Here is a 26110-nt window from a genome sequence, read left to right on the forward strand (position 1 = left end):
GTGTGCTGACTCTTTCGCACATTCTCGAAGCGCTCACCGGCATTCCGCTGGCGGGCGGCCAGCAGGTGATTGCCGACGTGGTTGTCGACTCGCGGCTGGCAATTCCCGGCGCATTGTTCGTGGCCCTGTCCGGCGAGCGGACTGACGGCCATTCGTATTTGAGCGCCGCCTTTGCCAAAGGGGCCGCGGCGGCCCTGGTTGAAAAAGAGACGCCGGACTTTTACACATTGGATTTGCGCGAGCCGGTGACGTTCGACATGGCCGCCGGTTTCAAAATACCGGTATGCCTGCGGGTGACGAGCACCCTGGCCGCCCTGCAAACGGCGGCTCAATTCTGGCGAAGCCGGTTGAATCCGCGCGTGGTCGGCGTCACCGGCAGTGTGGGCAAGACCACAACCAAAGAGATCATCGCCGCCGTGCTTGGCACGCGGTTCCGCACCTTAAAAAGCGAAGGCAACTTCAATAACGAGATTGGCTTGCCGCTCACTCTCCTGCGGTTGAGCGAGGCGCACGAGCACGCCGTGCTGGAGATGGGTTTTTACGAGATCGGCGAAATCGCCTTGCTCTGTTCGTTGGCCCGGCCACATGTTGGCGTGGTGAACAACGTGTATCCCGTTCACCTTCAGCGAGCAGGGAGCATTGAGAACATTGTTCAGGGCAAGGGCGAGTTGGTGGAGGCCCTGCCGCCTGCGCCGGACGGGGTGGCCGTCCTCAACTACGACGAGCCGCTGGTGATGAGCATGGCCCGCCGCACCCAGGCCCGGGTGTTCACCTATGGCCTCGACCCGCAAGCCGACATCTGGGCTTCGGAAGTGACCGGGTTGGGGTTGGATGGCATCCACTTTCAGCTTCATTACACCAGGGCGCGCGAGACTTTGCACGTGCGTTTTCCTATGTTAGGCCGCCACTCGGTTCACACCGCCCTGCGGGCGGTGGCCGTTGGTTTGACAGAAGGCCTGACTTGGCAGGAGATCATCGAAGGCTTGCAGGGCATTGAGGCGCAATCTCAATTGCGTTTGTACGCCGTCAGCGGGCCGGGCCGTAGCTTGATATTGGACGACACTTACAATGCCTCACCTGAGTCCATGATTGCGGCGCTGAACTTGCTCGATGACATGGAAGCGCGGCGGAAAGTGGCGGTGCTGGGTGACATGCTGGAGCTGGGCGAGTACGAAGACGAAGGCCACCGCCTGGTGGGCCGGCGCGCCGGTGACGTGGCCGACTTGCTGATTACGATTGGCATCCGGGCCGAAACAATCGCCGCCGAGGCCATGGATGTTGGCCTCCCGGCCAGCCGGATCATCAAAGTGCCGGATCGGGCTTCGGCCCTGCAATATCTGAGAGAGCAGTTGCGTGAAGGAGATTTAGTGTTGGTAAAAGGCTCGCATGGCATGAGGCTCGACCGGCTGGTGAACGCGCTGGAGATCACCTCGACATGAAAGACGTCACGTTCGCGTTGACACTCGGCAGTGTGACCTTCCTGCTGGCCGTGATCTGGGGCGGGCCGTTCATCGAACTGCTCAAGCGCTTCAAGATTGGCAAGCAAATTCGAGTGGACGGGCCGCAGACGCATTTTGTCAAGATGGGCACGCCGACGATGGGCGGGCTGATGGTGATCGTGCCAGTGCTGATCATCACCGCCATTCTTAACGTCGTAAGCCTGGCCGTGCCGGTGATTGGCCGCTCGATTTTAGTCCCGCTGGCGGCGCTGGTTATTTTTGCCCTGCTGGGCATGCGCGACGACTGGGAAGGCCTGCGCGGCGTGAACGCCAAACGCGGCGAAGGCATGAGAGCCAGATACAAGTTTTTGCTTCAAGTGGTGCTGGCGCTTGGCATTGCATTCGTGCTGTATTTTGCTCTGGACATTCACAGCGTGGCCCTGCCCGGCAACCCGCGCAAGATTGACATTGGCCTGATTTACATTCCGATTGCCGTGTTCATCATCGTCGCCTCGTCGAATGCCATCAACATCGCCGACGGTTTGGATGGAATGGCCGGGTTGATTTCGGCCACGGCCTTTGCCGCCTACGGCATCATCGCCGTTTTGCAGGGACAGTTTTTTCTGGCCCGCTTCTGTTACACCCTGGTCGGCGCGTTGTTCGCCTTCCTCTGGTACAACGTCCATCCGGCGCAGTTGATCATGGGCGACACCGGCGCTCTTTCTTTAGGCGCAGTGCTGGGCGTGGTGGCCCTGATGACCGGGCAGTGGCTTCTCTTGCCTATCATCATCGTCATTCCCGTGTCCACCACGCTGTCGGTGATTTTGCAGGTGGCCTACTTTCGCTGGACGGGCGGCAAGCGGCTCTTCAAAATGGCCCCGCTTCACCACCACTTCGAGTTGCTGGGCTGGAGCGAGACCCAGGTGGTTCAACGCTTCTGGCTGGTGAGTTTGCTGGGGGCGATGGTGGGAATAGGACTGGCATTGTTGTGAGGGGCAACCCGTATTTCGTATTGCGTATCCCGTTGCGATACGTGATACGGAATACGCAATACGGAACATGAGATGGTGGAGTGGCATAACAAGCGAGTCGTGATTTTGGGCCTGGCCCGGCAAGGCACGGCTCTTGCAAGATACCTGGCCGGGCAGGGCGCTCGGGTAACCGTGAGCGACTCTAAACCGGTGGAACAACTGGCCGGGGCGCTGGAGAGCCTGCGCGACTTAACAATTGAATATGCCCTCGGCGGCCACCCGCTCACGTTGCTCGACGGCGCAGACCTGTTGTGCCTTTCGGGCGGCGTTCCGGCGGATGAGCCGCTGGCGCAGGAAGCGCGCCGTCGTGGCCTGGCCCTATTCAACGATTCGCAAATCTTTTTGGACGCGGCCCCGTGCCAGGTGATTGGCATCACCGGCTCGGCAGGCAAGACCACGACGACGACGCTCACAGGATTGATGAGTCAAGCCGGGGGTCGGCAGGTCTGGGTCGGCGGCAACATCGGCAATCCGTTGCTCGCCGACCTGGATCGGATACAGGCCGACGACCTGGCTGTGATGGAACTTTCCAGCTTCCAGTTGGAGATTATGACCCGGTCGCCGCAGATCGCAGGCGTGTTGAACATTACGCCGAACCACCTGGATCGGCACGGCACGATGAACGTTTACATTGAAGCCAAGAGCCACATCCTGCGCCACCAAAACGCGAGTGACATCGCCGTGCTGGGCCGGGAGGACGAAAATGCCCGGGGGCTGGAGTCGGCCACACCGGGGCGGGTGTGGTGGTTTGCCGTGTCCGCTCCTGCCGACGAGGCGGCTGGAACGTTCATTCACGACGACGTGATTTATTTGCGCGATGGCGAGCGTGAACGCCCGGTCTGCCCGGTGAGCGAGATCAGATTACGCGGGGCGCACAATGTTTTGAACGTGCTGGCGGCTTGCGCCCTGGCCGGGGCCGCCGGAATTGAACCGGCGGCGATGGGCGAAGCGATTAACAATTTTAATGGCGTGGCTCACCGCCTCGAACTGGTGCGCGAGCGCAACGGCGTGAAGTGGTACAACGACTCGATTGCGACTGCGCCGGAACGAGTGGTAGCCGCCCTCAAGTCGTTCGATGAGCCGATCGTGTTGCTGACCGGCGGGCGTGACAAGAAACTGCCCTGGGGCGAATTGATGGCCCTGGCCCGGCAGAGGGTGAAGGCGCTGATCGTCTTCGGGGAAGCCGCCGATTTGATCGCCGGGGCGGCCGAGGAAGAAAACGCCAGGGTTGAAGGCCGACGCTACAAAATGGCGCCACGGTTGTTGAAGGTGGTGAAGTGCGGCACGATGGCCGAAGCTGTGCAGAAAGCCGCCGAAGCCGCCGAGGCGGGCGACGCGGTTCTGCTCTCGCCCGGTTGCACAAGTTACGACGCGTTCAAGGATTTTGTGGAACGCGGCGAGGTGTTTAGAGAGATGGTGAATCGGCTTTGAGAAATGTGTCGCCTGTTACGCATTTCGTATTGCGTATTTCGCGACGTGATACGGAATACGCAATAGGCACTACGACAATTATGACTGCAACAACAACTCCTGCAACTCCAACTCGCAAGAAAGCCGGCCCCCTCAACCTGGATTGGGGCCTCCTGCTCATCGTGGGCGTTCTGCTGGCCTTTGGGCTGATGATGGTGTATTCGACCACGTTCGATTGGTCGTACACCGACTTCAAGTCGCCGACCACCGTGTTCTTCCGGCAGGTGCGTTCGTTGGCAATCGGCCTGGTGGTCATGGCGGCGCTGGCCCGGCTCGACTACCACCACTTGCGGCGGGCGGCAGTGCCGCTGTTAGGAATCACGATTCTGGCGTTGATAGTGGTGTTGGTCTTTGGCACGTTCGCCTTCGGCGCGCAACGCGGCTTGCTCAACGGCTCCTATCAACCCTCGGAGTTGGCGAAACTGGCTACGGTGATTTACCTCAGCGTGTGGTTGACGTCGAAAGGCGAGATGATCAAAGACTTTGGCTACGGCCTTGCGCCTTACGGGGTCGTCGTCGGCGTGCTGGCCGGCCTGGTTCTGCAAGAACCGGACGTGAGCGCCACCCTCACCATCGTCCTCGTCGGCGCAACCATGTTCTTCCTGGCCGGCGCCGACTTGTTGCAAATTGCCCTGGCCTCCATCGTCAGCGGCGCGGCCGGCTATGCCGTTGTCATGTCGTCTACCACCGCTCGCGACCGTATAGCCGAATATCTGGCCGGGCTGACGAACATCGAACAAACCTCCTGGCACGTCCAGCAAGCCATCATCGCCTTCATCAACGGCGGCGTGTTTGGGCGCGGCCTGGGCCAGAGCTACCAGAAATTTGAGGCCCTGCCTACGCCACACACCGACAGCGTGATCATCAACATTGGCGTGATGGTGGCCGCCCTGCCGTTCGCCGGCAACGCTTTGCCGCTTATCAGTTACGGCGGGTCGTCATTAGTGGTGACGTTAGCCGGGATTGGCGTGTTGTTGAGCGTTTCACGCCACAACCCGAATGAAACTTTACAGAGGAAGACGCGTGCGTCTTTTGATTACAGCCGGCGGGACCGGCGGCCACGTGTATCCCGCCCTCGCAGTGACGAGTAAATTGCCCGCAACCGCGCAAGTGCTCTGGGCCGGTTCAGTCGGCGGCATGGAACGTGAACTCGTGACCCGGCATGAGAAGCGGATCGAGTTCAAGGAAATTCAAGCAGGCGCGGTGGTTGGAGTGGGCGCGTGGCGAGGCGCAGTTGGGCTGGTAAGACTCGCGTGGGGAACAATACAGGCCCTCGGCCTCATCCGCCGGTTCCGGCCAGGGGCAGTTTTAACAACCGGCGGCTACCCCGCCATTCCGACGGCTCTGGCGGCGTGGGCATCGGGCCTGCCAATTCTGGTCTACCTGCCGGATATTGAGCCAAAGAGATTCAGATCATCCACCTCAGCGGCGAGTTGGACTGGCCAGCGGTGAAAGCGCGGCGCGAAGGCTTGCCGGCAGATCAGCAAGTTCATTACCATGCGTTTCCATACTTGCACGACGAAATGGGGCTGGCCCTGGCCGCCGCCGACCTGGTGGTATCGCGGGCAGGGGCAAGCACGCTCGGTGAGTTTTCCATATTCGGCTTAGGTGCAATTCTCGTGCCGTACCCGCACGCCTGGCGCTACCAGAAAGTGAACGCCGACTTTCTGGCAGGGCGGGGCGCGGCAGTGCGGTTGAACGACGAAGACTTGAAGATGAAATTATTGCCCACCCTCCGCGAACTCCTGCATGACCCGGCCCGCCTTTCGGCGATGGGCGTTGCGGCGCGGGCTTCCGCTGTGCCAGACGCGGCAGAGCGCATTGCGGCAGAACTTGTGGCCCTGGCAGGCGCTCGGCCATGATGTCTCTGTCCACCGTCTTCTGGCTCCTGCTGATCATCTTCGGCACGATTGGCGGCATGCGCGGCTGGGCCAAAGAGATTCTGGTGCTGTTCAGCATGGTGCTGGCCTTGTTCATTGACACGCTGATCAAAACTTTCGTGCCGAATATCGAAGGCGCGCTTCAGGCGCAAGGCCCCATGATGTTGTTCTACGTGCGAACCACCTTTTTTCTCCTGCTCGCGTTCTTCGGCTACGAGACTCCGGCGGTGTCGAGCGCGCTCTCCGGCAAAGGCAAGCGAGAACGGTTGCAGGATATTTTGCTGGGCGTGGTGATCGGGATGTTGAACGGCTATCTATTGATCGGGACGATCTGGTTCTACATGCATCAAGCCGGGTATCAGGTGCCGGGCATCACCCCGCCCACCGACCCGGCGGTGCTGAATTACATCAACTTCATGCCGCCCAAAGTGATCGGCCCGCCCTACATTTACTTTGCGGTGGCGGTGGCGTTTGTCTTTGTGATTGTGGTGTTCTTGTGAGGCGAGTGCACTTGGTTGGAATCGGTGGTTCGGGCATGTCGGCAATCGCGACGCTCTTGTTGGAGAGCGGTTGTGCCGTTTCCGGCTCGGACGCGCTGGCCTCGGAGACGACGACCAGGCTGGCCGCGCTCGGCGCAACTATTTCAATCGGACACAAGGCCGAGAACGTGGCCGGCGCCGATCAGGTGGTCGTCTCGTCGGCGGTTCAGCCCGACAACCCGGAAGTGGTCGCCGCCAACGCCAATGGCACCCCGGTTCTCAAACGGGCCGACTTCATCGGCGGCCTGATGCAGGATCGGGTTGGGGTAGCAGTGGCCGGCACGCATGGCAAGACGACGACCACGGCCTTGATCAGTTACATTCTGCTAAGAGCCGGGCGCGATCCCTCATTCATCGTTGGCGGCGTGCTGGCCGATCTGGGAACAAACGCCAAACACGGCAACGGCGATCCATTCGTGGTCGAAGCCGACGAATACGACGGCATGTTCCTGGGCCTGCATCCGAAAGTGGCGGTGGTAACAAACGTCGAACACGATCACCCCGACTACTACCCGACGCTGGCCGGTTACACGAAAGCCTTTGAGCAGTTCGTTTCACTCATTCTCGGCGATGGCTGGCTCATTGCCTGCCGTGACGACGCAGGCGCAAAGCAGTTGGGCGAAGTAGCCGCGAAAAATGGCAAACGTGTGATCTGGTACGGGTTGAAGAATGGGGTGAGTTGGAAAGCGGAAAACATTCAGGCCAACGGCGCGGGTGGCAGTGATTTTGTGGTGACGCGGGACGGGAACACTGTCGGGCTGGCCCGCACCCGGCTCCCCGGCCTGCAGAACGTGAGCAACACCCTGGCCGCCCTGGCCGCCGTGGACGCCCTCGGCGTGGATTTCAACACCGCGCGCAACGCGCTGGCCGAGTTTCAGGGGGTGGGGCGCAGGTTTGAAGTGAAGGGCGAAATTGGCGGCATTACCGTGATTGACGATTACGCCCACCACCCGACCGAGATTCGAGCGACGCTGGCGGCGGCCCGGCGACGATATGCTGGCCGCCAAATCTGGGCCATGTTCCAGCCGCACACCTTCAGCCGCACGCGAGCGCTCCTGGCCGACTTCGCCGCCAGCTTCGGCGATGCCGACCATGTGCTGGTGACGGACATTTTCCGCTCACGCGAAGCTTTCGACAGCTCCGTGAGCGCCAAAGACATTGTGGCGCAAATGCGCCACGCCGACGCGCGGTATTTGCCTTCGCTCGACGAGGCCACCGCGACTCTGTTGGCGGAAATGAAACCGGGCGATGTGCTGATCACGCTCGGCGCCGGCGACGGCAACACCGTCGGCGAAAAAGTGCTGACAAGCATGAAGGGATAGCAAAGGTGACAGTCATGGTCATGTCGGCGCGACCCACAACGGCAACCGCCCTGCGGTTAGCGTTTGGGGATCGTCTGCGCGAAGGCGAGCCGCTCAACCGTCACACCTCGGCCCGAATTGGCGGGCCGGCCGACTTTTTTGTGACGGTGGAATCGGCCAATGAACTGGCCGATGCCGTGATGGAAGCCAAACGGCACGGCCTCAAATACTTCGTGCTGGGCGCCGGGTCAAACATTCTCGTCTCCGATCGTGGCTTCCGTGGGCTGGTGATCCAGAACCGGGCGCGGGCGATGACTTTTCACGAAAAGGGTGACAGGTTTATCGTGCGCGTCGAGTCGGGCATGGGCTTGCCGACTCTGGCCCGGCAATGTATTTTGCGCGGGGCAGCCGGGCTGGAGTGGGCCGCCACCGTGCCCGGCACGGTGGGTGGGGCGGTGGCCGGCAACGCCGGGGCGCACGGCTCGGACGTGGCTGCCACTCTGCGACTGGCAACGATCTTGCAGGGCAATGGTGAGATACGCGATTGGTCGGCCGCCGAGTTGAAGCTGGCCTACCGCAAATCTGTTCTCAAGAACGGCCAGCGCGGGAGCGTGGTGCTGGCCGCCGAGTTTGAACTGGAGCGCAGCAACCCGAACGACCTGCAAGTCAAACTCGACAAGTTCCAGGCGCATCGCAAGCGCACCCAGCCGCCGGGGGCCAGCATTGGCTCCATGTTCAAGAACCCGCCGAACGACTTTGCCGGGCGGCTCATCGAAGCAACCGGCCTCAAAGGAATGCTGGTTGGCCGGGCCGAAATCTCGGCCGTTCATTCCAACTTCTTCGTCAACCGGGGCGGGGCTAAAGCGCGTGACGTTTATACCCTGATCGCTCTGGCTCAAAGCAAGGTGCGTGAAATGTTCGGTGTTGAACTGGAGTTGGAAATTGAGCTGGTGGGAGACTGGGGAGGGAAGTGCTGACAAGTGGCACGCAAAATACGAGTCGGCCTGATCTTCGGCGGGCGGAGCGGCGAGCATGAAGTGTCACTCATGTCGGCCCGGTCGGTGATGAAGGCGATTAACAAAGACAAATACGACGTGACCTTGATCGGCATCACCCGGAGCGGCAAATGGATCGCGGGCGACGACCCGATGAAGGCGTTGGAGGCCGGGGCCGCCGACGCGCCCCACGCAACGCTTTTGGGTGAACCCCAGAGCCGGGCGCTTTTACAAGTCAGCGAGTCGGGCGGCAAGGCGGTTGCCCTGTCGTCCATCGCCGAACTCGACGTGGTCTTTCCGCTTCTGCACGGCACGTTCGGCGAAGACGGCACGGTGCAGGGTCTGCTCGAACTGGCGAACCTGCCCTACGTGGGCGCAGGCGTGGCCGGGTCGGCGGTGGGCATGGACAAAGCCCTGTTCAAAGCGGTGATGGCGGCGGCCCATATTCCAACGCCAAAATTCGTGTTGGCCTTGCGGAGCGAGATCGAAGGGAACGTTGACAACGTGGTTGCGCGAGCCGAGGCCCAGTTTGGCTACCCGATTTTCACCAAGCCGGCCAACCTGGGATCATCGGTGGGCGTGGTGAAAGCGCACAACCGGAGCGAACTGCCGTACGCTTTGCGCGAGTCGGCGCGCTGGGACCGGCGAGTGCTGGTCGAAGAAGGCATCAACGCCCGCGAGATCGAAGTGAGCGTGCTGGGCAACGACGAGCCGATTGCCTCCCTGCCCGGCGAAGTGATACCCGACCGCGAGTTTTACGATTACGCGGCCAAGTACCTTGACAGCGACTCGGAGTTGATCATTCCGGCCCCGCTCGACGAAGCGACGACGAAGCGGGCGCAGGAGATCGCCGTCGCCACGTTCAAGGCGATTGACGCCGCCGGCATGGCCCGAGTGGATTTTTTGCTCGACCACGAGAGCGGCGAGTTATACGTGAACGAAATCAATACCATCCCCGGCTTCACCCAGATCAGCATGTACCCAAAGCTGTGGGAGGCCAGTGGACTTAGTTACAGCGCGTTGATAGATCGGTTGATTGAATTGGCTTTGGAGCGACAGGCCGACAAGGATCGAACCGAACGGACTTTTGAGGTGAAGGGATGACGATGCCACGACGCCCAACCAGTGACCGCCCGGACTCGGACACCGTGACGCGGGCTGACGCCGCCCGCGCCCGCCGCCGTTCACGCGAGACGCCTCAGCGGACGTGGACGCCGTCTCGCACTATGAGCCAGATTCGTTCGGCAGTGGAGGACGCCACCGCCACCCGGATTCGGACACCCAAGCGCAACACCACCGCCACCCGGCCCACCCGTCGCACCTCAAACTGGAACGCGGCGGCGGCCCGGACGGGCCGGGTGCGCTCGACCGGCGCGAGCATGGCCCTGCCGCAAATTCAAGTGAGTTGGCGGGCGGCAAGTTTGGCGATCGTGATGTTGTTGAGTTCGCTGTTACTACACCTTCTGTCGTCGTCGGATTATTTTGTGACGGCGATCAGCCTGGCCGGTTCGCATTACGTGCCCGGCGAGGACATTTACAGCGCCTCGGGCGTGAACAACATCAACATCCTGTGGATCGATCCGGCTCAGATCAAGGCCGGTGTGGAAGCCGTGCCGGGAATTAAATCAGCGGTGGTGGAAGTGGCCTGGCCGAACAGCGTTACCATTGAAGTGGTCGAGAACGAGCCGGTGCTGGCCTGGTCGCAGGGCGGGCAGACGATGTGGGTGGACAAAGAAGGCGTGGTCTTCCCGGCCCGGGATGAACTTTCGGGCCTGCTCCCCATTGCCGTTGACGACGCCACCGTGCCGCTGGCCGAAGGGTCGCGCATCCCTGTCTCGGTGGTCGAAGGCGCGTTGCAGTTGAAGCAGTTGCGCTCAAACATAGAACTGCTACACTATGACTCGGCTAACGGCTTGTCGTATCAGGATGGCCGGAACTGGCGCGGCTACTTTGGCGCCGGCGCCGACATGGAAGTGAAGCTGGCCGTTTACGAAACCTTGATTAGCGACTTGCTGGCGCGCGACATTCACCCGGCGACGATTAGCGTTGTGGACAAAGATGCGCCATACTATAGAAAATAAAATAATTCTCCAATTCTCATTTGAGAATTAGAGAATTGGAGAATTAGAGATTGTAGTTAATGGAAGCACCCTTACTAACTGCCATTGACGTTGGCACCACCAAAATTTGCACTCTGGTCGCGGAGATGATCAACGAGACCGACTTCGAGATTCTCGGCGTCGGCCTTGAGCCGTCTCGCGGGATGCGGAAGGGCGTGGTCGTCAACGTGGACGAGGCCGGGGCGGCCATTCGCGAGTCGGTGGCCAAGGCCGAACGCTCGTCGGGCCTGGAGATCGGGCAGGCGCTGGTGAGTCTGGCCGGGTCGCACATCGCTTCGGTCAACAGCCGGGGTGTGGTGGGCGTGTCCAGCCAGCGCGGGATCGATCAGGAGGACATTGATCGCGCCCTTGATGCGGCCCAGGCCATTGCCATTCCGCACAACCGCGAAGTGTTGCACGTCATCCCGCGCGGCTTCATCGTGGACGGGCAGGAGGGCATCCGCTCGCCGCTCGGCATGCACGGCTTTCGTCTGGAAGTGGAGGCCCACATCGTCACGGCGGCTTCCACCTCCGTCCAGAATCTCACCAAGTGCGTGGAAAGCGCGGGGGTGCAGGTCGAGTCCTACGTGCTCAACCCGCTGGCCTCTGCCGAGGTTGCGCTGACCGACACCGAGCGCGAGATGGGTTGTATCGTCTGCGACATCGGCGGCGGCACGACCGATCTGGCGATTTACATTGAAGGCAACGTCTGGCACACGATGGTGCTGTCGGTGGGCGGCAGTCATCTCACGAGTGATATTGCTCACGGCCTGCGCCTGCCTGCCGACGTGGCCGAGAAGATCAAGATCGATCACGGCTCGGCCCGCGCCAAAGACGTGGACGCCGCCGACACTTTTTCGGTGAAGCCGTTCGGCGAAGAAAAGCCGGTGCAGGTGGGCAAGGCCGATCTGGCGATGATCATTGAGGCCCGCATCGAGGAAGTCTTCAGCCTGGTTCTGCAAGAAGTCAAACGCTCAGGCTACGATGGCCTGCTCCCGGCAGGCATCATCCTGACGGGCGGCACGGCCCAGTTGAAGAATCTGCGGTTGGCGGCCAGCAACGTGTTGAACTTGCCGGCGCGCGTGGCCGCGCCGGAAGATTTGCGCGGGCTGGTGGACTCGATCAAAGGCCCGCAGTTTGCCACCAGTGTCGGCTTGCTTAAATGGGCGGCTCGCGAAACGGTGGCCGCCGCCCGCTCGCCGGCCAAGAGCCGCAAAAACAAAAAAACGATGGACGACGGCATGAATAAAATGTCGGACTGGTTTCGCCGGTTATTGCCGTAAAACAAGGAGCATCGAATGTTGAACAGTTACTCTCAGCCAATGTCATCCAGAACACCGCATGGGAACGGAGCGCCCGTGCCAACCGATCAGAGGAGGGATTCTATGCAGGTCAACCCACAACTTGAGTCTTTTGCCCGAATAAAGGTTATCGGCGTCGGCGGCGGCGGCTCGAACGCCGTCAACCGCATGATCGAAGAAGGGCTGACGGGCATTGAGTTTATTGCCGTCAACACCGACGCCCAGGCGCTGTTGCTGGCCAACGCGCCGCGCCGGGTGCGCATCGGCGACAAGCTGACGCGCGGCTTGGGCGCGGGCGGCAACCCGGAGAAGGGCGCGAAGGCCGCCGAAGAGTCGCAGGAAGAATTGTACGAAGTTTTGCGCGGCTCGGACATGGTCTTCATCACCGCCGGCATGGGCGGGGGAACCGGCACCGGGGCCGCCCCGGTGGTAGCCCAGATTGCCCGCGAACTCGGCGCGTTGACTATCGGCGTTGTCACCCGGCCCTTCACGTTTGAGGGCGCCAAGCGCACCGGCACCGCCGAGGCCGGTATCACCAAGCTCAAAGAGCAGGTGGATACGTTGATCGTCATCCCGAACGACCGCCTTCTGCAGATCGTGGACAAGCGGGCGTCGTTGAACGATGCGTTGCGAACCGCCGACGATGTTCTGCGGCAGGGCATTCAGGGCATTTCAGAATTGATCACCGTGCCCGGTTTGATTAATTTGGACTTTGCCGACGTGCGAGCGATCATGGCTGAAGGCGGCGCGGCGCTGATGGCCGTGGGCCGGGCCGGCGGCGAGGATCGGGCGCGCATGGCGGCTGAAGCGGCGATCTCGTCGAGCTTGCTTGATATTACGATTGACGGCGCGCGTGGCATCCTGTTCAACATCACCGGCGGCCCGAACATGAGTCTATTTGAGGTCAACCAGGCGGCGGCCATTATCAAAGAGACAGCCCACCCGGATGTGAACCTGATCTTCGGCGCGGTGATCGATCCGAACCTGGGCGACGAGATGCGAATTACGGTGATTGCCACCGGTTTCGAGCGCCAGGGCATGCCGCGCCGGGTGTCGCAACCACGCGGCGCGTCTGGGACGCACGCACCTGCGGCCAAGTCTTCGCAACACGGCCAGCCACAACAACCGGCGGCTCCGGCCACAGGCGCAACTGAAAAGAACGAAGCCGAGTTCACGCCGCGTGTGTATAATACCGAAGACTTGGACATCCCGGCCTTCCTGCGGCGAAAATAACCCCACACCCTCTCGACGGTTGGTTGCTCCACCGACCGGTGCTCCGGCCAGGCAGTCCGCGATGTTTGGACTGCCTTTGATTTTTAAGTGAACGGTTTCGGCCTTGTATTCTCAGGGCAGAGCGCCTCTCTTAAAGCCCTTCGGAGTTTTAAGCGAAACGGTACTCAAGGGTATTGCTAAAAAAATTTTACCCATGCTATAATCCTGCTCTCTCAAGCGCCATATATTGGCTGAAATTTTCGCAACGCCCTATATATGGTGTAAAACGTCCGTTCTTAGCTCATATGCGCTGTCCCTACTGTTCCAACGCTGACTCCAAAGTTATTGACACCACCCACGATGCGCGGGGTGGTGTGCGCCGCCGCCGCGAGTGCCAGGCTTGCGGCCAACGCTTCACCACTTACGAGCGCGCCATTCTGGCAACGCCCCTGCTGGTGAAGGGCGACGGCTCGCGCGAGGAGTTCGACCGCGAGAAGTTGATCCGGGGCATTCGCGTGGCTTGCGCCAAGCGCCCGGTGGCCACCGCCGACATTGACCGGCTGGTGGGCGAGATTGAAGCCACATTGCAGACGATGGGCAAGCCGGAAGTGTCGAGCCGGGTGGTGGGCGACATGGTGATCAGCGCCCTCAAGGAACTGGATCACATTGCTTACATTCGTTACGCGATTGTATATTTGAAGCTGGATGATTTGCGCTCGGTGCGCGACGAAATCAACCGCTTGCTTGAATAACTCGGCCTGATTCGTTCGTGGGTGAGGAACGATTGGGCCGTTTTGTTTGTGTGGCCTAAAAACTCTTGCTGGAGGGGAAATCATGCAACAACAGAAAGCGAAACAAAAGGGGAATAACAACGGCAATGGCAATGGCAAGCCGCCATTGGGGGAAGTGAAGCTGGCCGACAATGCGCGGGTGGTGCTGGAGAAGCGTTATCTCCGGCGCGGCCCGGACGGCAAACCTGCCGAAACGATTGAAGGGATGTTCTGGCGAGTGGCGCACAACATTGCTTTGGCCGAGCGCGAGTCGGGCGGCTCGGAGACGGATGTTGAGAATGAGTTTTACGATCTGCTGACCTCACTGCGCTTCTTTCCTAACTCGCCCACGTTTACTGGCGCGGGCACGCCGCTGGGCCAACTGGCCGCCTGCTTTGTGCTCAAAATCGAAGACGACATGGGCCGCTCCGAGTCCGGCATCTTCCAGACCTTGCGCGACGCGGCGCTGATTCAGCAGACTGGCGGCGGCAACGGCTTCTCCTTCTCTCGCCTGCGCCCGAAGAAATCGCTGGTCAAGTCCTCGGCGGGCGAGGCTACCGGGCCGGTGGGTTTTCTGCGCGTGTACGACAATGCCTTTGCGGAGATCGCTCAAGGTGGCACAAGAAGGGGCGCCAATATGAGTGTGTTGCGGGTCGATCACCCCGATATCGAAGAGTTCATCACTTGCAAGATTGACGAGAACGCCATCACCAACTTCAACATCTCGGTCGGCATTACCGACGCTTTTATGGAGGCGGTAAAGCGCGACGCCGACTGGGAACTGCGTTTCCCGGACGTTCACTCGCCCGAATATCACGGCTTTCAGGGTACGTTGCCTCAGGCCGAGAAAGCCGGCGTCCCGATCAAAACTTACAGGCGCATGCGCGCCCGCGATTTGTTTGCGAAAATCCTTGAGCACGCGCACCACAACGGCGAACCCGGCGTGCTGTTTTTGGATGCCGCCAACCGCGAAAATCCTGTGCCGCATTTGTACGAGTTGGAGGCAACGAATCCGTGCGTCACTGGCGAGACGTTGATCTACACCGACGGCGGCTTGAGACGCGCCGACGAACTGGCGGTGGCGGGGAAACCCGTTCGCGTCGTCGCCGATGGCCGTTTTGGGAGGGAGACGTTGTTGGCGGCTTCACCTGTGTTTCCAACAGGCGTCAAAGACGTGTATCGCCTGATCACGCGTGAGGGATACGAACTGCGCCTTACCGCCGAGCATCAGGTGATGACATCGCGCGGCTGGGAAGCCGCCTCTGAACTCCAACCCGGCGACCGTGTTCACATCCTTAATCGTCGCGGCGGCTTCGGCAACGAAGGTTCTCTGGAAACCGGGCGGGTGTTGGGCTGGCTGGTCGGCGATGGCACTGTCAACGCCATTCGCGCTGTGCTGTCCTTCTTCGGCGACGAGAAACGCGAACTGGCGCCGATGTTTGCAGAGGCGGTCAACTCGCTTGTAGAAGATCGCGGCCTGCGCGCTCGCGCTTATCCTGTGGGCGTCATCGAAGTGAAGGGACGCGCCGAGGCTCGCGTTTCATCCGAACGCTTGCAGGCATGGGCGGCTGAATATGGTCTATTGGAAGATAAATTGATCGTTCCGGCAGGCGTGTTGGCCGGTAGTGAAGAAATGCAACGCGGCTTCTTACAGGCTCTATTCACTGCCGATGGACAGGTGAACGACGGCGGCGAGAAGGGGTGTTCGGTGCGGTTGAGTTCCAGTCATCTGCCTTTGCTGAAAGATGTTCAGCGACTGCTATTGAACTTTGGTATTGCCAGCCACATTTACGAAAATCGGCGGCCCGGCGGCTACCGCCCCATGCCTGACGGACGCGGCGGCACAAAAGAATACTTCCATCAGCCGCAACATGATCTGGCAATCAGCAAGACCAACTTGATCCGCTTTGCCGATGAGCTGGGTTTCCTGACCGAAGCGAAACAGGGCAAACTGGCCGATTACTTGAGCCGCATGATGCGCGGGCCATACAGGGAAACGTTTTTGGCGACGGTGAAAGCCGTTGAGCCGGATGGCCGGGAAACCGTTTACGATCTGCAACAACCCGACACGCATTCATTCATAGCGAACGGCCTGGTCGTTCATAATTGTGGTGAGCAGTTTTTAGGTCCCTTCGAAAACTGCTGTCTCGGCTCGATCAACCTCGCCCAGCACTTCGGCCCCGACGGAACTGTGGACTGGGAGAAACTGCGCCAGAGCACGGTGCTGTCTACCCGCTTCCTCGACGACGTGGTGTCGGCCAACGCCTACGTGCCCGCCGTGCCGCAACTAAAAGTGGCGGCTTACAAAGCGCGCCGCATCGGCCTGGGCATCATGGGCCTGGGCGACCTGATGTATCACTGCGGCATCCGCTACGGCTCCGAGGAGGCGCAGGAGTTTGCGGCCCAGGTGATGGAGTTCGTCCGTTATCACTGCATGCTCACCAGCGTCGAACTGGCCGAGGCGCGCGGCCCGTTTGAGGCGATTGAAGGCAGTCTCTATGATCCGAAGAACCTCAAGTGGTCGCCGCCTTTACCGCTCGCCCCGTATCAACACAATTATGGCCGCCCCGTTGTTGACTGGAACGCCATTGTGACCGGGATCAAGAAGCACGGTCTGCGCAACGCCTGTCAGACGACGATTGCCCCGACCGGAACCATTGCCACCGTGGCTGGATGCGAATCTTACGGCTGTGAACCGGCGTTTGCCCTGGCTTACATCCGACATGTTAACGACAAAGGGCGTGACCTGAAGCTCACTTACACCAGCCCGATGTTCGAGAAGGCTTTGATCGAAGCCGGGGTTGACGACGCGACTCGCTTGAAGATCGTGGAGCAGGTTCTGGCAAGCGGCTCGTGCCAGAATATTCCCGAAGTGCCTGATCGCATTCGGCATACCTTCGTCGTCTCGCAAGACATCACCGCCGAAGAGCACGTGCGCATGCAAGCGGCCCTGCAACGCTTCGTTGACAACTCGATCTCCAAGACCTGCAACTTCCCCGAAGGCGCGACCGAAGACGACGTGGCCGAAGCTTACTTGCTGGCCTGGGAGACGGGTTGCAAAGGCCTCACCGTTTACGTCACCGGCTCGCGGCAAAAAGTGGTGCTGGAGACGCATGCGACGGCTAAGGCCAAGGAAGAGGCGGCAACCCCGGCGACAGTGACGGCCACACCGGTCGCCCAACCTCTGCCCATCTTCCACGAGAGCAAGAAGCCGCGTCCGCAAGTCCTGCATGGCGAGACGTTCAAGATCACGTCGCCGATGGGCAAATCGTATGTGACCATCAACCGCAACGGCGGCCAGGAACCGTTTGAGGTCTTTATCAACACCGGCAAGGCCGGGAGCGAGATTTTCGCCGTCTCGGAAGCGATTGGCCGTTTGATTTCGTACAACCTGCGGCTGGCCTCGTCCGTGCCGCCGCGCGAGCGGCTGGCCGAAATCTCTCGTCAGTTGGGCGGCATTGGCGGGAGCAGGGCGATGGGCTTTGGCCCCAACCGCGTGCTGTCACTGCCCGACGCGGTAGGCCGAGCCTTGAGCGATTACCTCAGTCTGGAAACCGAGTCACTGGAGCCGATGCCTGACTCAAACGGCAACGGACATAGCGAGCATGCCGAAGCGCCCGCACCCGGACAAATGGCGCTGAAGATTGGCGACCTGTGCCCCTCGTGCGGCGAGGCGGCGATGGTAAACGAAGAGGGTTGCCGCAAGTGTTACGCTTGCGGACATAGCGAGTGTTGAGCGTTGGGAGTTAGAGTCAAAGTGCGGGCCGGAAACGGCTCGCACTTTTTTGTTTTAAAACGTCGCTCTCACCTTCAACGCCTCCGCCAGCCGCGCCTTGTACTCTTCGCGCGGAATCAAGGTCACGCCAAAAGTTTGCAGATGCGGCGTGGCAAACTGGGTGTCGTGCAGGACAAAGCCCCCGGCTCGCAAACGCCACGTGAGATGAACAAGCGCCACCTTGCTGGCGTCCCTCACTCGGCTGAACATGCTCTCGCCGGCAAACAGCCCGCCCAAACTCACGCCGTACAACCCGCCAACCAGTTCGCCACCCAACCAGGCCTCAACACTGTGAGCCAGGCCGGCTCGATTCAGTTGTGAATAGGCTTCGACGAACTCATCGCTGATCCAGGTCGCTTCGCGGCTCGGGGCGGGTTGGGCGCAGGCGGACATCACTTCGCGAAAGGCGGTATCCACCTTGATCTCAAATGGGTTGCGTCTGAGCGTCCGCGCCAGCGAACGCGAGATACGAAATGAGTCATCGAGAGGCAAAATTGCGCGCGGATCAGGATCAAACCAGTCAACGCCGCCCGCCCGGTTGGACATTGGAAAGAGGCCCTGGCTGTAGGCGATAACGAGCAGGGTGGGCGAGAGGTTCATTCGTGTAGGGCGGGGTCGCCCCGTCCTTACCTGGCCCGCACCACCCGATAAATCGTCGTGATGTCGGAGTAGTAGATATTTCCATCCGGCCCCTGCACGAGATCGATCAGGCATTGTTTGTCAAAGCCGGTCTCGATGCGCTCCGACTTGTGCAGGTGATAGCCGTCTTCGGCCAATTCAAGGCGGATCATTTTACCCACGTGCCATGAGCAGAAGATCATGTTGCCCTTCCACTCCGGGAAGGTCTCGCCGTCGTAAAACATAATGCCGGTCGGGCCGATGGTGGGGGTGAAGTAGAGCAGGGGCTTTTGATACGGATAGTCGGCAGGCAGGGCGTTGTCTTCGCAGAGGCCGTCAGTGTGCCAGCCGTAGTCGCCGCCCGGCGCGATCAGGTTGATCTCGTCGTCGCAGTCGCCGCCATTCTCGGTTCCGTACAGCCAGCCGTTGGCCGGGTTGAAGGTGAAGTCGAACATGTTGCGCAGGCCGCGGGCGAAGATGGTGCTGTCCGGCTCAGGGTTGCCGGGGGCAGGGGCGGCGGGGAACGTCGTCGGGTCAACCCGATGCAGTTTGCCCTGCGGCGAGTCCGGTTCGTTGGAAGCGAACACGTTGTTGGTCGAACCGGCGGAGATGTACAACATGCCATCCGGCCCGAAGTGCAGGCCGCCGCCGTTGAGGATGGTGGACGTTTCAAATGCAATCTTGAACTCAAACGACACTTGCTCGTCAGCCGCCTTGTCGTCTTTCACGGTGAAGCGCGAAACGCGATTGACGAGCGCGTCGCCGCGCGTGTAGAACACCCACAGGTAGCCATTCTCGGCAAAGTTCGGGTCGAGGGCCAAACCCAACAGGCCGCGCTCGCCGCTGGCGTCAATGTTGGTGAGAGTTAAGATCGGGTCGGACACTTTGCCGTCGGCTGTGATGACGCGCACTGTGCCGTTCTTCTCGGCGATGAACAGGCGGCCATCGGGTGCGAACTCCATAGCTACCGGGAAGGCGACGAAATTGGCAAATGTCTCAACTTTGTAAATGGCCTCGCCGACTTCCTCGACAGGGGCAGTGGTGAGAGAGAGGGTGGTAGTGGGGTCTGATGGTTGGGTTGGGGTGGCGGTTGCCCCGGAGCAGGCGGTGAGGAAGAGAATGGAGATCAGGAGATTAGAGATTAGAGATTTCATGCGGACATTATATCAATTCGTTGCGGGGTACAATTGCCAGCATGAATAAAACGGATTGGCGAGTCGCCGCCACGTTGTTCACCGTCATCTCGTCGGTGTATTTTGCGACCGTAGCCGGAATCACCTCGTCGAACGATGGCAGCCACTACGCGCTGGTGCGGGCGCTGGCCGACAAGCGAAGCTTTGAGATTTCAGAGTATTTGGAATTCACCGAGAATCAGGATTATGCGCTGAGAGGCGACCTGCGATTCAGCGACCGGCCGCCAGGGACGGCGATTCTGGCCGCGCCCGTTTACGCCCTCTCTCAGGTGTTGCCGCCACCGCTTGTTGAACTTCGTTCTAAGCACGACCCCGGCAACCCGCGCCTGGTTTACGCTTTGCTCGTGCCGGTAATTGCGGCCAGCGCCACTGCCGTTATTTTGTTTTGGATGTTGAGGGCGCATTTTGCTCTGCCGCTTTGGTCGAGCGCCTTGACAACGCTGGCGTTTGCCTTTGGCACGATGACGTGGAAATATGGAAGTCTGCTGTATTCGCACGCTACCAGCGAACTGGCGGTGATGGCGGCGACAGCGTTGATACTGCGGCGCACAGGAATGTCAACGAATAAGGAAACGAATAAACGAATAATCCTTTCGAGCGGGCCTCATTCGTTTATTCGATGGATATTCGTTGACAGAGACATTTCGATAAACTTCTTTCTCGGCCTCCTCCTCGGCCTGAGCGTGTTGATGGAATACACAAACATCATCTTCGTCGCCTTTGCCGGGCTTTACTGGCTTTGGCAGACCTTCTCCCCTTCCCCCCTTCTCCCCCGCTCCCAAGCAAAAGAGAAAATCGTCAGGCTTTTTTTCTTCCTGTTTGGCGGCCTCCTGCCCGCGCTCTTCCTCATGTGGTACAACGCCGTCAACTTCGGCGGGCCGTTCAAACTGTCCACCTTCAACGCCGATACCACTCGCTGGCCGCAAAACCTCTCCTTCCTCACCGACTTTGCCACGCCAATTTGGGTTGGCCTGCCAGCCATGTTGTTCTACGGCAGTGACAATCAGGGATTGTTCTGGCTGGCGCCAATTTCGTTGCTGGGGTTGGTGGGCGTGAGGGGATTGTGGAAATTCTCGCGGCGTGAATGTGTATTAATTATCGGTGTATTTCTGGCGATGCTGTTGCTCTTCAGCACCAGCACCACGTTCAACCCATTCACCAATGATGGGCGATATATCACGCCGTTTTTGGGGTTGTGGTTTGTGGCGGTGGGGTTTGGGGTTGTGCGTTTCGTAGGGGCAATTCATGAATTGCCCCTACGTTGGGCAATCGTTTACGGCTTGCTCTTTCTTTCTATCCGCAACCAAATCCTGCACATCGCCTTTTCGTGGGGGCACGATTTGAATCTGGCGACGTTGAGGCCGTGGGCGGCAGCCCCGGAAAACATTGCCGCGTTGTGGCAGGCGGTGTTTCCCAACGCGTTGAACGTGCCGCTGTGGTGGGGGGTGGTGGCGGTGGGGTGGTTGGCGTGGCGGTTGCGGCGGAGGAGGGGACGGGCCGCAGAGCTTGAATCACTGAAGCACTGAAAAATTGAGGTGCGCTGATCTGTGACTCAGTGCACCTCAGTGATTCAGTGGTTCACGGGGCCGGACACACCTCTACATGCAAATACTGCTGGCACTCCTCCGCCGTGAGCGACCGCGTGACGCGCGATTGAGCGAGCGCGATTAAGTCTTCTATGGGTAGCACGTAGACGCGCGCCGTCCTATCCGCACTGGTGGTGACCAGGCGCATCCCATCCGGGCTAAAGGCGGGTAGATAAACTGTACCGGCGTGACCGTATAAGGTGAGCAACTCCTGCCCGCTCACGGCGTCCCAGACTTTCGCGGTCTTATCTGCGCTGGTGGTAGCCAGCCGCGTCCCATCCGGGTTGAAGGCCACGCCCCAAACTCCTCCGGCGTGGCCGGACAGCTCCATGAGCAGCTGGCCGGTCGCAGCATCCCACACTTTTGCGGTCTCGCCCGTATCAGCCGTGAGCAGACGCGTGCCATCCGGGCTGTAGGCGGCGTCGGTGAGGAAACTGGTCTGGATGGGCAGCCTGAACAGCTCCTGGCCGGTGGTGAGGTCCCAGACGATGGCCACATCGTCATCCCCGCCCGTGAGCAGGCGCGTCCCATCCGGGCTGAAGGCGAGGCAATGCAGCCCACCCGCGTGCCCGGATAAAGTGAGCAACTCCTGACCCGTCGTTACATCCCACAGCCTGGCCGTCTTATCCGCGCTGGTGGTAGCCAGGCGCGTCCCGTCCGGGCTGAACTCGACCTGACCGACGGCCGCACTATGGCCGCTCAGGGTGAGCAACAACTGGCCAGAAGTTGCATCCCATATCTTCGCCGTTCCATCCCAACCGCCCGTGGCGATGCGCGTGCCATCCCGATTGAAGGCAATTCCCTCGACCAAGTCGGCGTACAGGGTGAACAACAACTGGCCGGAAGCCGCGTCCCACACTTTCGCCGTCCTATCCGCACTGGAGGTGGCCAGGCGCGTCCCATCAGGATTGAAGGCCACCCCATAGACCTCATTGGTGTGGCCGACCAGGGTGAACAACTCCCGGCTGGGCGCGGCCTCCCACACCCTTGCGGTTTCGTCGGTGCTAGCCGTGGCAATGCGTGCCCCATCCGGGCTGAAGGCGACGGCCTTGACTGCACTAGCGTGGCCGGCAAGGGTGAACAATTCCTGGCCCACAGAGGCATCCCAAACTTTCGCCGTTCCATCTTCGCTGACGGTGGCCAGGCGCATCCCGTCCGGGCTGAAGACCACGCCTTCGAGTCGAGCGGTATGGCCGGATAAAGTCAACACCTCATCACCCGTCCCGGCATCCCACACTTTCGCCGTCGCATCGAAACTGGCCGTGGCCAGGCGTTGCCCATCCGGGCTGAAAGCGAGGTCAAGGATCACGCTATTGTGACCGGCCAGGGTAAGCAATTCCTCCCCCGTCACGGCATCCCATACCCTGGCCGTGTTGTCAGGGCCAACTGTCGCCAGGCGTGTCCCATCGGGACTGAAGGCGACATCGTGCGGAACAATAGTGTAATCAGGCGGTTGAGCGAGCTGGATGGAGAGGGTGAGCAAGACCCTCTCCGTCGCCAGATCCCAAACTCGCACCGTCCCATCGGTGCTAGCGGCGGCCAGGCGGGTCCCGTCCGGGCTAAAGGCAATCGCCGAAATAGGCGGGGCCTGCGCCGCTTCGCCCAGGGTGAGCAACGCTTCGCCGGGCGCAGTCGAAATGTCCCACACGGTCACCGTTCCATCCTGGCCGGCCGTGGCCAGGCGCGTCCCACGCTCTGCGGGGTTGAAGGCGACGCTGTAAAGTTCGCCGCCGGGCGCGCCAGCCGCCTCGCCGCCGTGATCGCCATGGCCGCCGGACGCGCCTGCGTGGCCTCCTTGGGGGAGGGTGAACAACTCCTGGCCCGTCGTCGCATCCCATATTTTCGCCGTCCCGTCCAGACTGGCCGTCGCCAGGCGTGTCCCGTCGGGGCTGAAGGCGACGTCGCTCACCCCACTGCTGTGGCCGCGCAGGGCGAGGTGGGGTTGCGCCGCCGAGACGGCCCGGTGGAGCGCTTCTTCGGCTTCCCCTGTCCACGTTTTATCCACCGAGTAGGTCACCGACACGGCTTGCAGGGCCAGCAAAATGCTTCGGTCCGGGTCCACACCTACGTTGCTGACAGCGGCGGCGGCCCATTCGCGCGAGGAGGCGAGGCGGGCCTGCTGTTCGGCACGCTGTGCGTTTTGAGTCGCCTGCTGACCGAACACCACGGCGGCGACTGCCAAGACGCCAGCGACGATCAAGGCAACGGTCAGGAACACAGCCCTCTGCCGCAATCGTTGAGCGGCTCGCCTCTCGGTCTCGGCCAATTTTCGGGCGGCCTCCAGTTCACGCCGTTGTCGCTCGCCCTCTACGGCTTCGCGCTGGCCACGCTCTGCAATGCTGGCATCGAGAAATGCACGCTCGTCGTGCGTCAGTGCAATCGAGGTATTTGCCGCCCAGCCCTCGAACTGCTCCAACTTCGCGCCGGTCAACAGGAAACTCGAGTCGCGGTTCGCGGCCTGCCATTCAGTGGCGGCGGCGGCGAGTTGGCGTTGCAGACGCACGTCGGCGCGCGACTCGTTCAGCCACTCGCGCAGACGCGGCCACTCGCGCAACAACGCCTCATGCGCCACTTCGACGGTGGGGCCACGCGTGATCGGGTCGCGGTCGAAGGAGAGGAGGCGATGTGCGCCGAAGGAATCGAGGACATTGCCGATTGGGAGCTTGAAATTTGAACTTTGAAGTTGTTCCAATTCTGCCTTCAACACTCGCCTTCGCGTGTCTTCCACCCCTTCGCCCACTGTGACCAAACGCAAGAATAACTGGCGCGCGATAGATTGTTCGGCTTCGTTCAATCCCGCATACACGGCCTCGGTGCGTTTGCCCAACGCCCCGGTCACGCCGCCGAGATCGGCGTAGGCTTTCTTGGTGAGGGCGCGGCCTTCGCGTTTCTCGAACAGTTCGGTGAGGGCGTATTGCAACAACGGCAGTGCGCCGGGTTGATCGCCGACTTCACGGATCATAGCCGAGGTTAACCCGGCTTCCAAGCGCAAGCCGACTCGTTTGGCCGGGCCGAGGATAGCGCGCTCCAATTCATCGGGGGTGAGGGCCATGACGAATTCGGATCGCCGCTGGACGAGTTCGCCGAAGTCCACGTAGCGCAATGGCCGGTCGGTGAAGTCGGCGCGCAGGGTGATCACTAGACGCATTCGACTGCGCTCGTCGAGAACGGCTGTTACCAGATTGGTCAATAGCAAAGCCCTTTCTTTTTCATCTGTGATCAACGTGAACACTTCCTCAAACTGATCGAGCACTAACACAAGTTCGACCGACTCGTCGGCGGGCAGAATGCGGTTGACCGCGCGCAGAAGGCCACGATTGCCGTCCCGCAATTGCGCCAGCAGACTCGGCGGCGGGTTGACGGCCACCCGCAGTAAAGCGGCTTCCAGTTCCTCAAAGGGGTGCGGCCCCGGCATGAAATCCACGATGAACCAATTTTCGGATCCGGGCAGGCCGCCACGCCGGAGGATCGGGAGCAGCCCCGCCTTCACAACCGATGACTTGCCACTGCCACTTGGCCCGACGACGGCCAGGAAGCGCGACAGGTCGCCACCTTCGCCCAATCGCGCCAGCAGTTGTTGAATCAGACTCTCGCGCCCGAAGAAATCTTCTGAATCAGCCTCATTGAACGCGCGCAAGCCTTTGTAGGGATTGACGAGTTCAGTCTCAGCCTCTTCGTCCGGCGCTGGAATGAAGACGGGCCGCGCTGTTGGACTGCCTTCCAGGGCGCGACGGAAATCGTCAAGCAGGCTCGACACATCTTGGTAGCGGTCTTGTGGATTTTTGGCCGTGGCCCGGCCAATCACCTCGTCCAGCGCGGCCGGCAATCCTGCGCGGCGGGCGGCTAACGGCGGCATGGGAGCATTAATGTGTTGTTGGATCAGGTCAAACGGGGTCGGCCCGGTGAATGGCAATGAGCCGGTCAGCATCTCATAGAGCATGACGCCGAGGCAATAGATGTCCGTCTGCGGTCTGACCGAGAGCGACCGGATCTGTTCGGGCGACATGTACTGAGGCGACCCCATCACTACGTCCACCTGCGTATGCGCTTCGAGATTAGGGTTGCCGAGATTTTTAGCGATGCCGAAATCGGCAAGATAGACGTTGCTGTCTTCGTCCAGCAACACATTCGCCGGTTTGAGGTCGCGATGAATGACGCCGATGCGATGAGCGGCGTTCAGGGCCGAGCAAATTTGTTCCAACAGGTGGTAGGCGGTCTCCAACGGAAGCGGCCCGTTCTGTATGAGCGCCTGTATGTTGCCCCCACGCAAAAGGCGCATCACCAGATAGGCCACGCCCGGCTCGCGCCAGTAGTCGTAGAGGGGAACGATGTGCGGGTGTTCGAGGCGGGCGACGAGTTGGGCCTCGGCTTCGAAGCGGCGGATGAAGTCGGGATGATTGGCGTAAGCGGGGAGGATGATTTTGATTGCAACTTCGCGCTCGACGTTGGGCTGAATGGCGCGATAGACTGCCCCCATGCCGCCACTGCCAATTCGATCAGCCAGCGCGTAGCCGCGAATAGCCCGCCCGGTTAAATCTTCCTGGCCAATCTCTTCAAGCGCCGGAGCCGGGGTAGGGATTTCGGCGGGTTCAGGGTGGGCGGTTCTGGCTCGGCGGACAAACTCGGCCCGGTCGTCCAGCGGGATCGCCAGCGCCATTGCCAACCTTTCCGCGATCTGGACGGAAGGTCGCAGGTCGTCTGCCTCGATTTTGCGGATGGTGATGGCGGCGCATCCCACCCGCCGGGCCAATTCCTCTTGCGTCAGGTCAAGGGCGCGGCGGCGCTCGCGGACAAAGCGGCTAAAGGACTCTTCGTTGCTCATGTGTTTCTCCGGCGATTCAGGTTAGAGACGGGAGATCAGAGATTGACCACTTTCCGATGTCTAAAATCACTCTAGCACA

Annotated in this window: 19 protein-coding genes; 16 read left to right on the plus strand and 3 right to left on the minus strand. The window is 60.8% G+C overall.

The features are described from left to right. Nucleotides 1-2: 2 nt before the first annotated feature. The 15 genes from HYZ49_10310 (at nucleotide 3) to HYZ49_10380 (ending at nucleotide 17773) form a co-directional block, all read left to right on the plus strand. Nucleotides 3-1439 carry a UDP-N-acetylmuramoyl-tripeptide--D-alanyl-D-alanine ligase gene (locus HYZ49_10310; protein ID MBI3242673.1) on the plus strand — a complete coding sequence of 479 codons (1437 nt, stop codon included), beginning with the start codon at nucleotides 3-5 and terminating at the stop codon, nucleotides 1437-1439. Continuing rightward, the gene (locus HYZ49_10315; GenBank protein ID MBI3242674.1) at nucleotides 1436-2431 is read left to right on the plus strand and encodes a phospho-N-acetylmuramoyl-pentapeptide-transferase; all 996 of its coding nucleotides are present in this window, start codon (nucleotides 1436-1438) and stop codon (nucleotides 2429-2431) included. The genes HYZ49_10310 and HYZ49_10315 overlap by 4 nt, the downstream gene beginning before the upstream one ends. A 72-nt stretch (nucleotides 2432-2503) precedes the next feature. Continuing rightward, a complete protein-coding gene (murD, locus tag HYZ49_10320; GenBank protein MBI3242675.1) occupies nucleotides 2504-3901 on the plus strand; it encodes a UDP-N-acetylmuramoyl-L-alanine--D-glutamate ligase in 1398 nt (465 codons plus the stop codon). A gap of 80 nt (nucleotides 3902-3981) precedes the next feature. After that, entirely contained in the window at nucleotides 3982-5031 is a 1050-nt protein-coding gene (locus HYZ49_10325) for an FtsW/RodA/SpoVE family cell cycle protein (GenBank protein ID MBI3242676.1), read from the plus strand. Continuing rightward, complete coding sequence (locus HYZ49_10330; GenBank protein ID MBI3242677.1) at nucleotides 5003-5392, plus strand: glycosyltransferase; 390 nt, start codon at nucleotides 5003-5005, stop codon at nucleotides 5390-5392. The genes HYZ49_10325 and HYZ49_10330 overlap by 29 nt, the downstream gene beginning before the upstream one ends. Then, the gene (locus HYZ49_10335) at nucleotides 5374-5802 is read left to right on the plus strand and encodes a hypothetical protein (protein MBI3242678.1); all 429 of its coding nucleotides are present in this window, start codon (nucleotides 5374-5376) and stop codon (nucleotides 5800-5802) included. The genes HYZ49_10330 and HYZ49_10335 overlap by 19 nt, the downstream gene beginning before the upstream one ends. After that, nucleotides 5799-6320, plus strand: a complete 522-nt coding sequence (locus HYZ49_10340) for a CvpA family protein (GenBank protein ID MBI3242679.1) — start codon at nucleotides 5799-5801, stop codon at nucleotides 6318-6320. The genes HYZ49_10335 and HYZ49_10340 overlap by 4 nt, the downstream gene beginning before the upstream one ends. A 35-nt stretch (nucleotides 6321-6355) precedes the next feature. Continuing rightward, the gene (gene murC, locus HYZ49_10345; protein ID MBI3242680.1) at nucleotides 6356-7681 is read left to right on the plus strand and encodes a UDP-N-acetylmuramate--L-alanine ligase; all 1326 of its coding nucleotides are present in this window, start codon (nucleotides 6356-6358) and stop codon (nucleotides 7679-7681) included. A gap of 20 nt (nucleotides 7682-7701) precedes the next feature. Then, nucleotides 7702-8637: a UDP-N-acetylmuramate dehydrogenase gene (murB, locus tag HYZ49_10350; protein MBI3242681.1), complete on the plus strand. Its 936-nt coding sequence runs from the start codon at nucleotides 7702-7704 to the stop codon at nucleotides 8635-8637. Between the two features lie 3 nt (nucleotides 8638-8640). Then, a complete protein-coding gene (locus HYZ49_10355) occupies nucleotides 8641-9759 on the plus strand; it encodes a D-alanine--D-alanine ligase (GenBank protein ID MBI3242682.1) in 1119 nt (372 codons plus the stop codon). 2 nt (nucleotides 9760-9761) lie between these two features. Beyond that, nucleotides 9762-10736, plus strand: a complete 975-nt coding sequence (locus tag HYZ49_10360; GenBank protein ID MBI3242683.1) for an FtsQ-type POTRA domain-containing protein — start codon at nucleotides 9762-9764, stop codon at nucleotides 10734-10736. 59 nt (nucleotides 10737-10795) lie between these two features. Continuing rightward, a complete protein-coding gene (gene ftsA / locus HYZ49_10365) occupies nucleotides 10796-12037 on the plus strand; it encodes a cell division protein FtsA (GenBank protein MBI3242684.1) in 1242 nt (413 codons plus the stop codon). Between the two features lie 102 nt (nucleotides 12038-12139). Further along, nucleotides 12140-13288, plus strand: coding sequence for a cell division protein FtsZ (ftsZ, locus tag HYZ49_10370; protein ID MBI3242685.1), 1149 nt, complete (start codon nucleotides 12140-12142; stop codon nucleotides 13286-13288). 284 nt (nucleotides 13289-13572) lie between these two features. Then, nucleotides 13573-14019, plus strand: coding sequence for a transcriptional repressor NrdR (gene nrdR, locus HYZ49_10375; GenBank protein MBI3242686.1), 447 nt, complete (start codon nucleotides 13573-13575; stop codon nucleotides 14017-14019). Nucleotides 14020-14101: 82 nt separating this feature from the next. Beyond that, nucleotides 14102-17773, plus strand: coding sequence for a ribonucleoside reductase class II (locus tag HYZ49_10380; GenBank protein ID MBI3242687.1), 3672 nt, complete (start codon nucleotides 14102-14104; stop codon nucleotides 17771-17773). 54 nt (nucleotides 17774-17827) lie between these two features. On the opposite strand, the gene HYZ49_10385 is transcribed toward HYZ49_10380, so the two are convergent. Together HYZ49_10385 and HYZ49_10390 are read right to left on the minus strand one after the other, a co-directional pair. Continuing rightward, entirely contained in the window at nucleotides 17828-18412 is a 585-nt protein-coding gene (locus HYZ49_10385) for a leucyl/phenylalanyl-tRNA--protein transferase (protein MBI3242688.1), read from the minus strand. Nucleotides 18413-18438: 26 nt separating this feature from the next. Further along, nucleotides 18439-19584, minus strand: a complete 1146-nt coding sequence (locus tag HYZ49_10390; GenBank protein MBI3242689.1) for a PQQ-dependent sugar dehydrogenase — start codon at nucleotides 19582-19584, stop codon at nucleotides 18439-18441. 41 nt (nucleotides 19585-19625) lie between these two features. Here HYZ49_10390 and HYZ49_10395 point away from each other — a divergent pair, with 41 nt between their 5' ends. Beyond that, nucleotides 19626-21149, plus strand: a complete 1524-nt coding sequence (locus HYZ49_10395; GenBank protein MBI3242690.1) for a hypothetical protein — start codon at nucleotides 19626-19628, stop codon at nucleotides 21147-21149. Between the two features lie 52 nt (nucleotides 21150-21201). Here HYZ49_10395 and HYZ49_10400 read toward each other — a convergent pair whose 3' ends face one another. Beyond that, nucleotides 21202-26031, minus strand: a complete 4830-nt coding sequence (locus HYZ49_10400) for a protein kinase (protein ID MBI3242691.1) — start codon at nucleotides 26029-26031, stop codon at nucleotides 21202-21204. Between the last annotated feature and the right edge of the window lie 79 nt (nucleotides 26032-26110).

The organism is Chloroflexota bacterium (assembly GCA_016197225.1).
Classification (GTDB): domain Bacteria; phylum Chloroflexota; class Anaerolineae; order Anaerolineales; family VGOW01; genus VGOW01.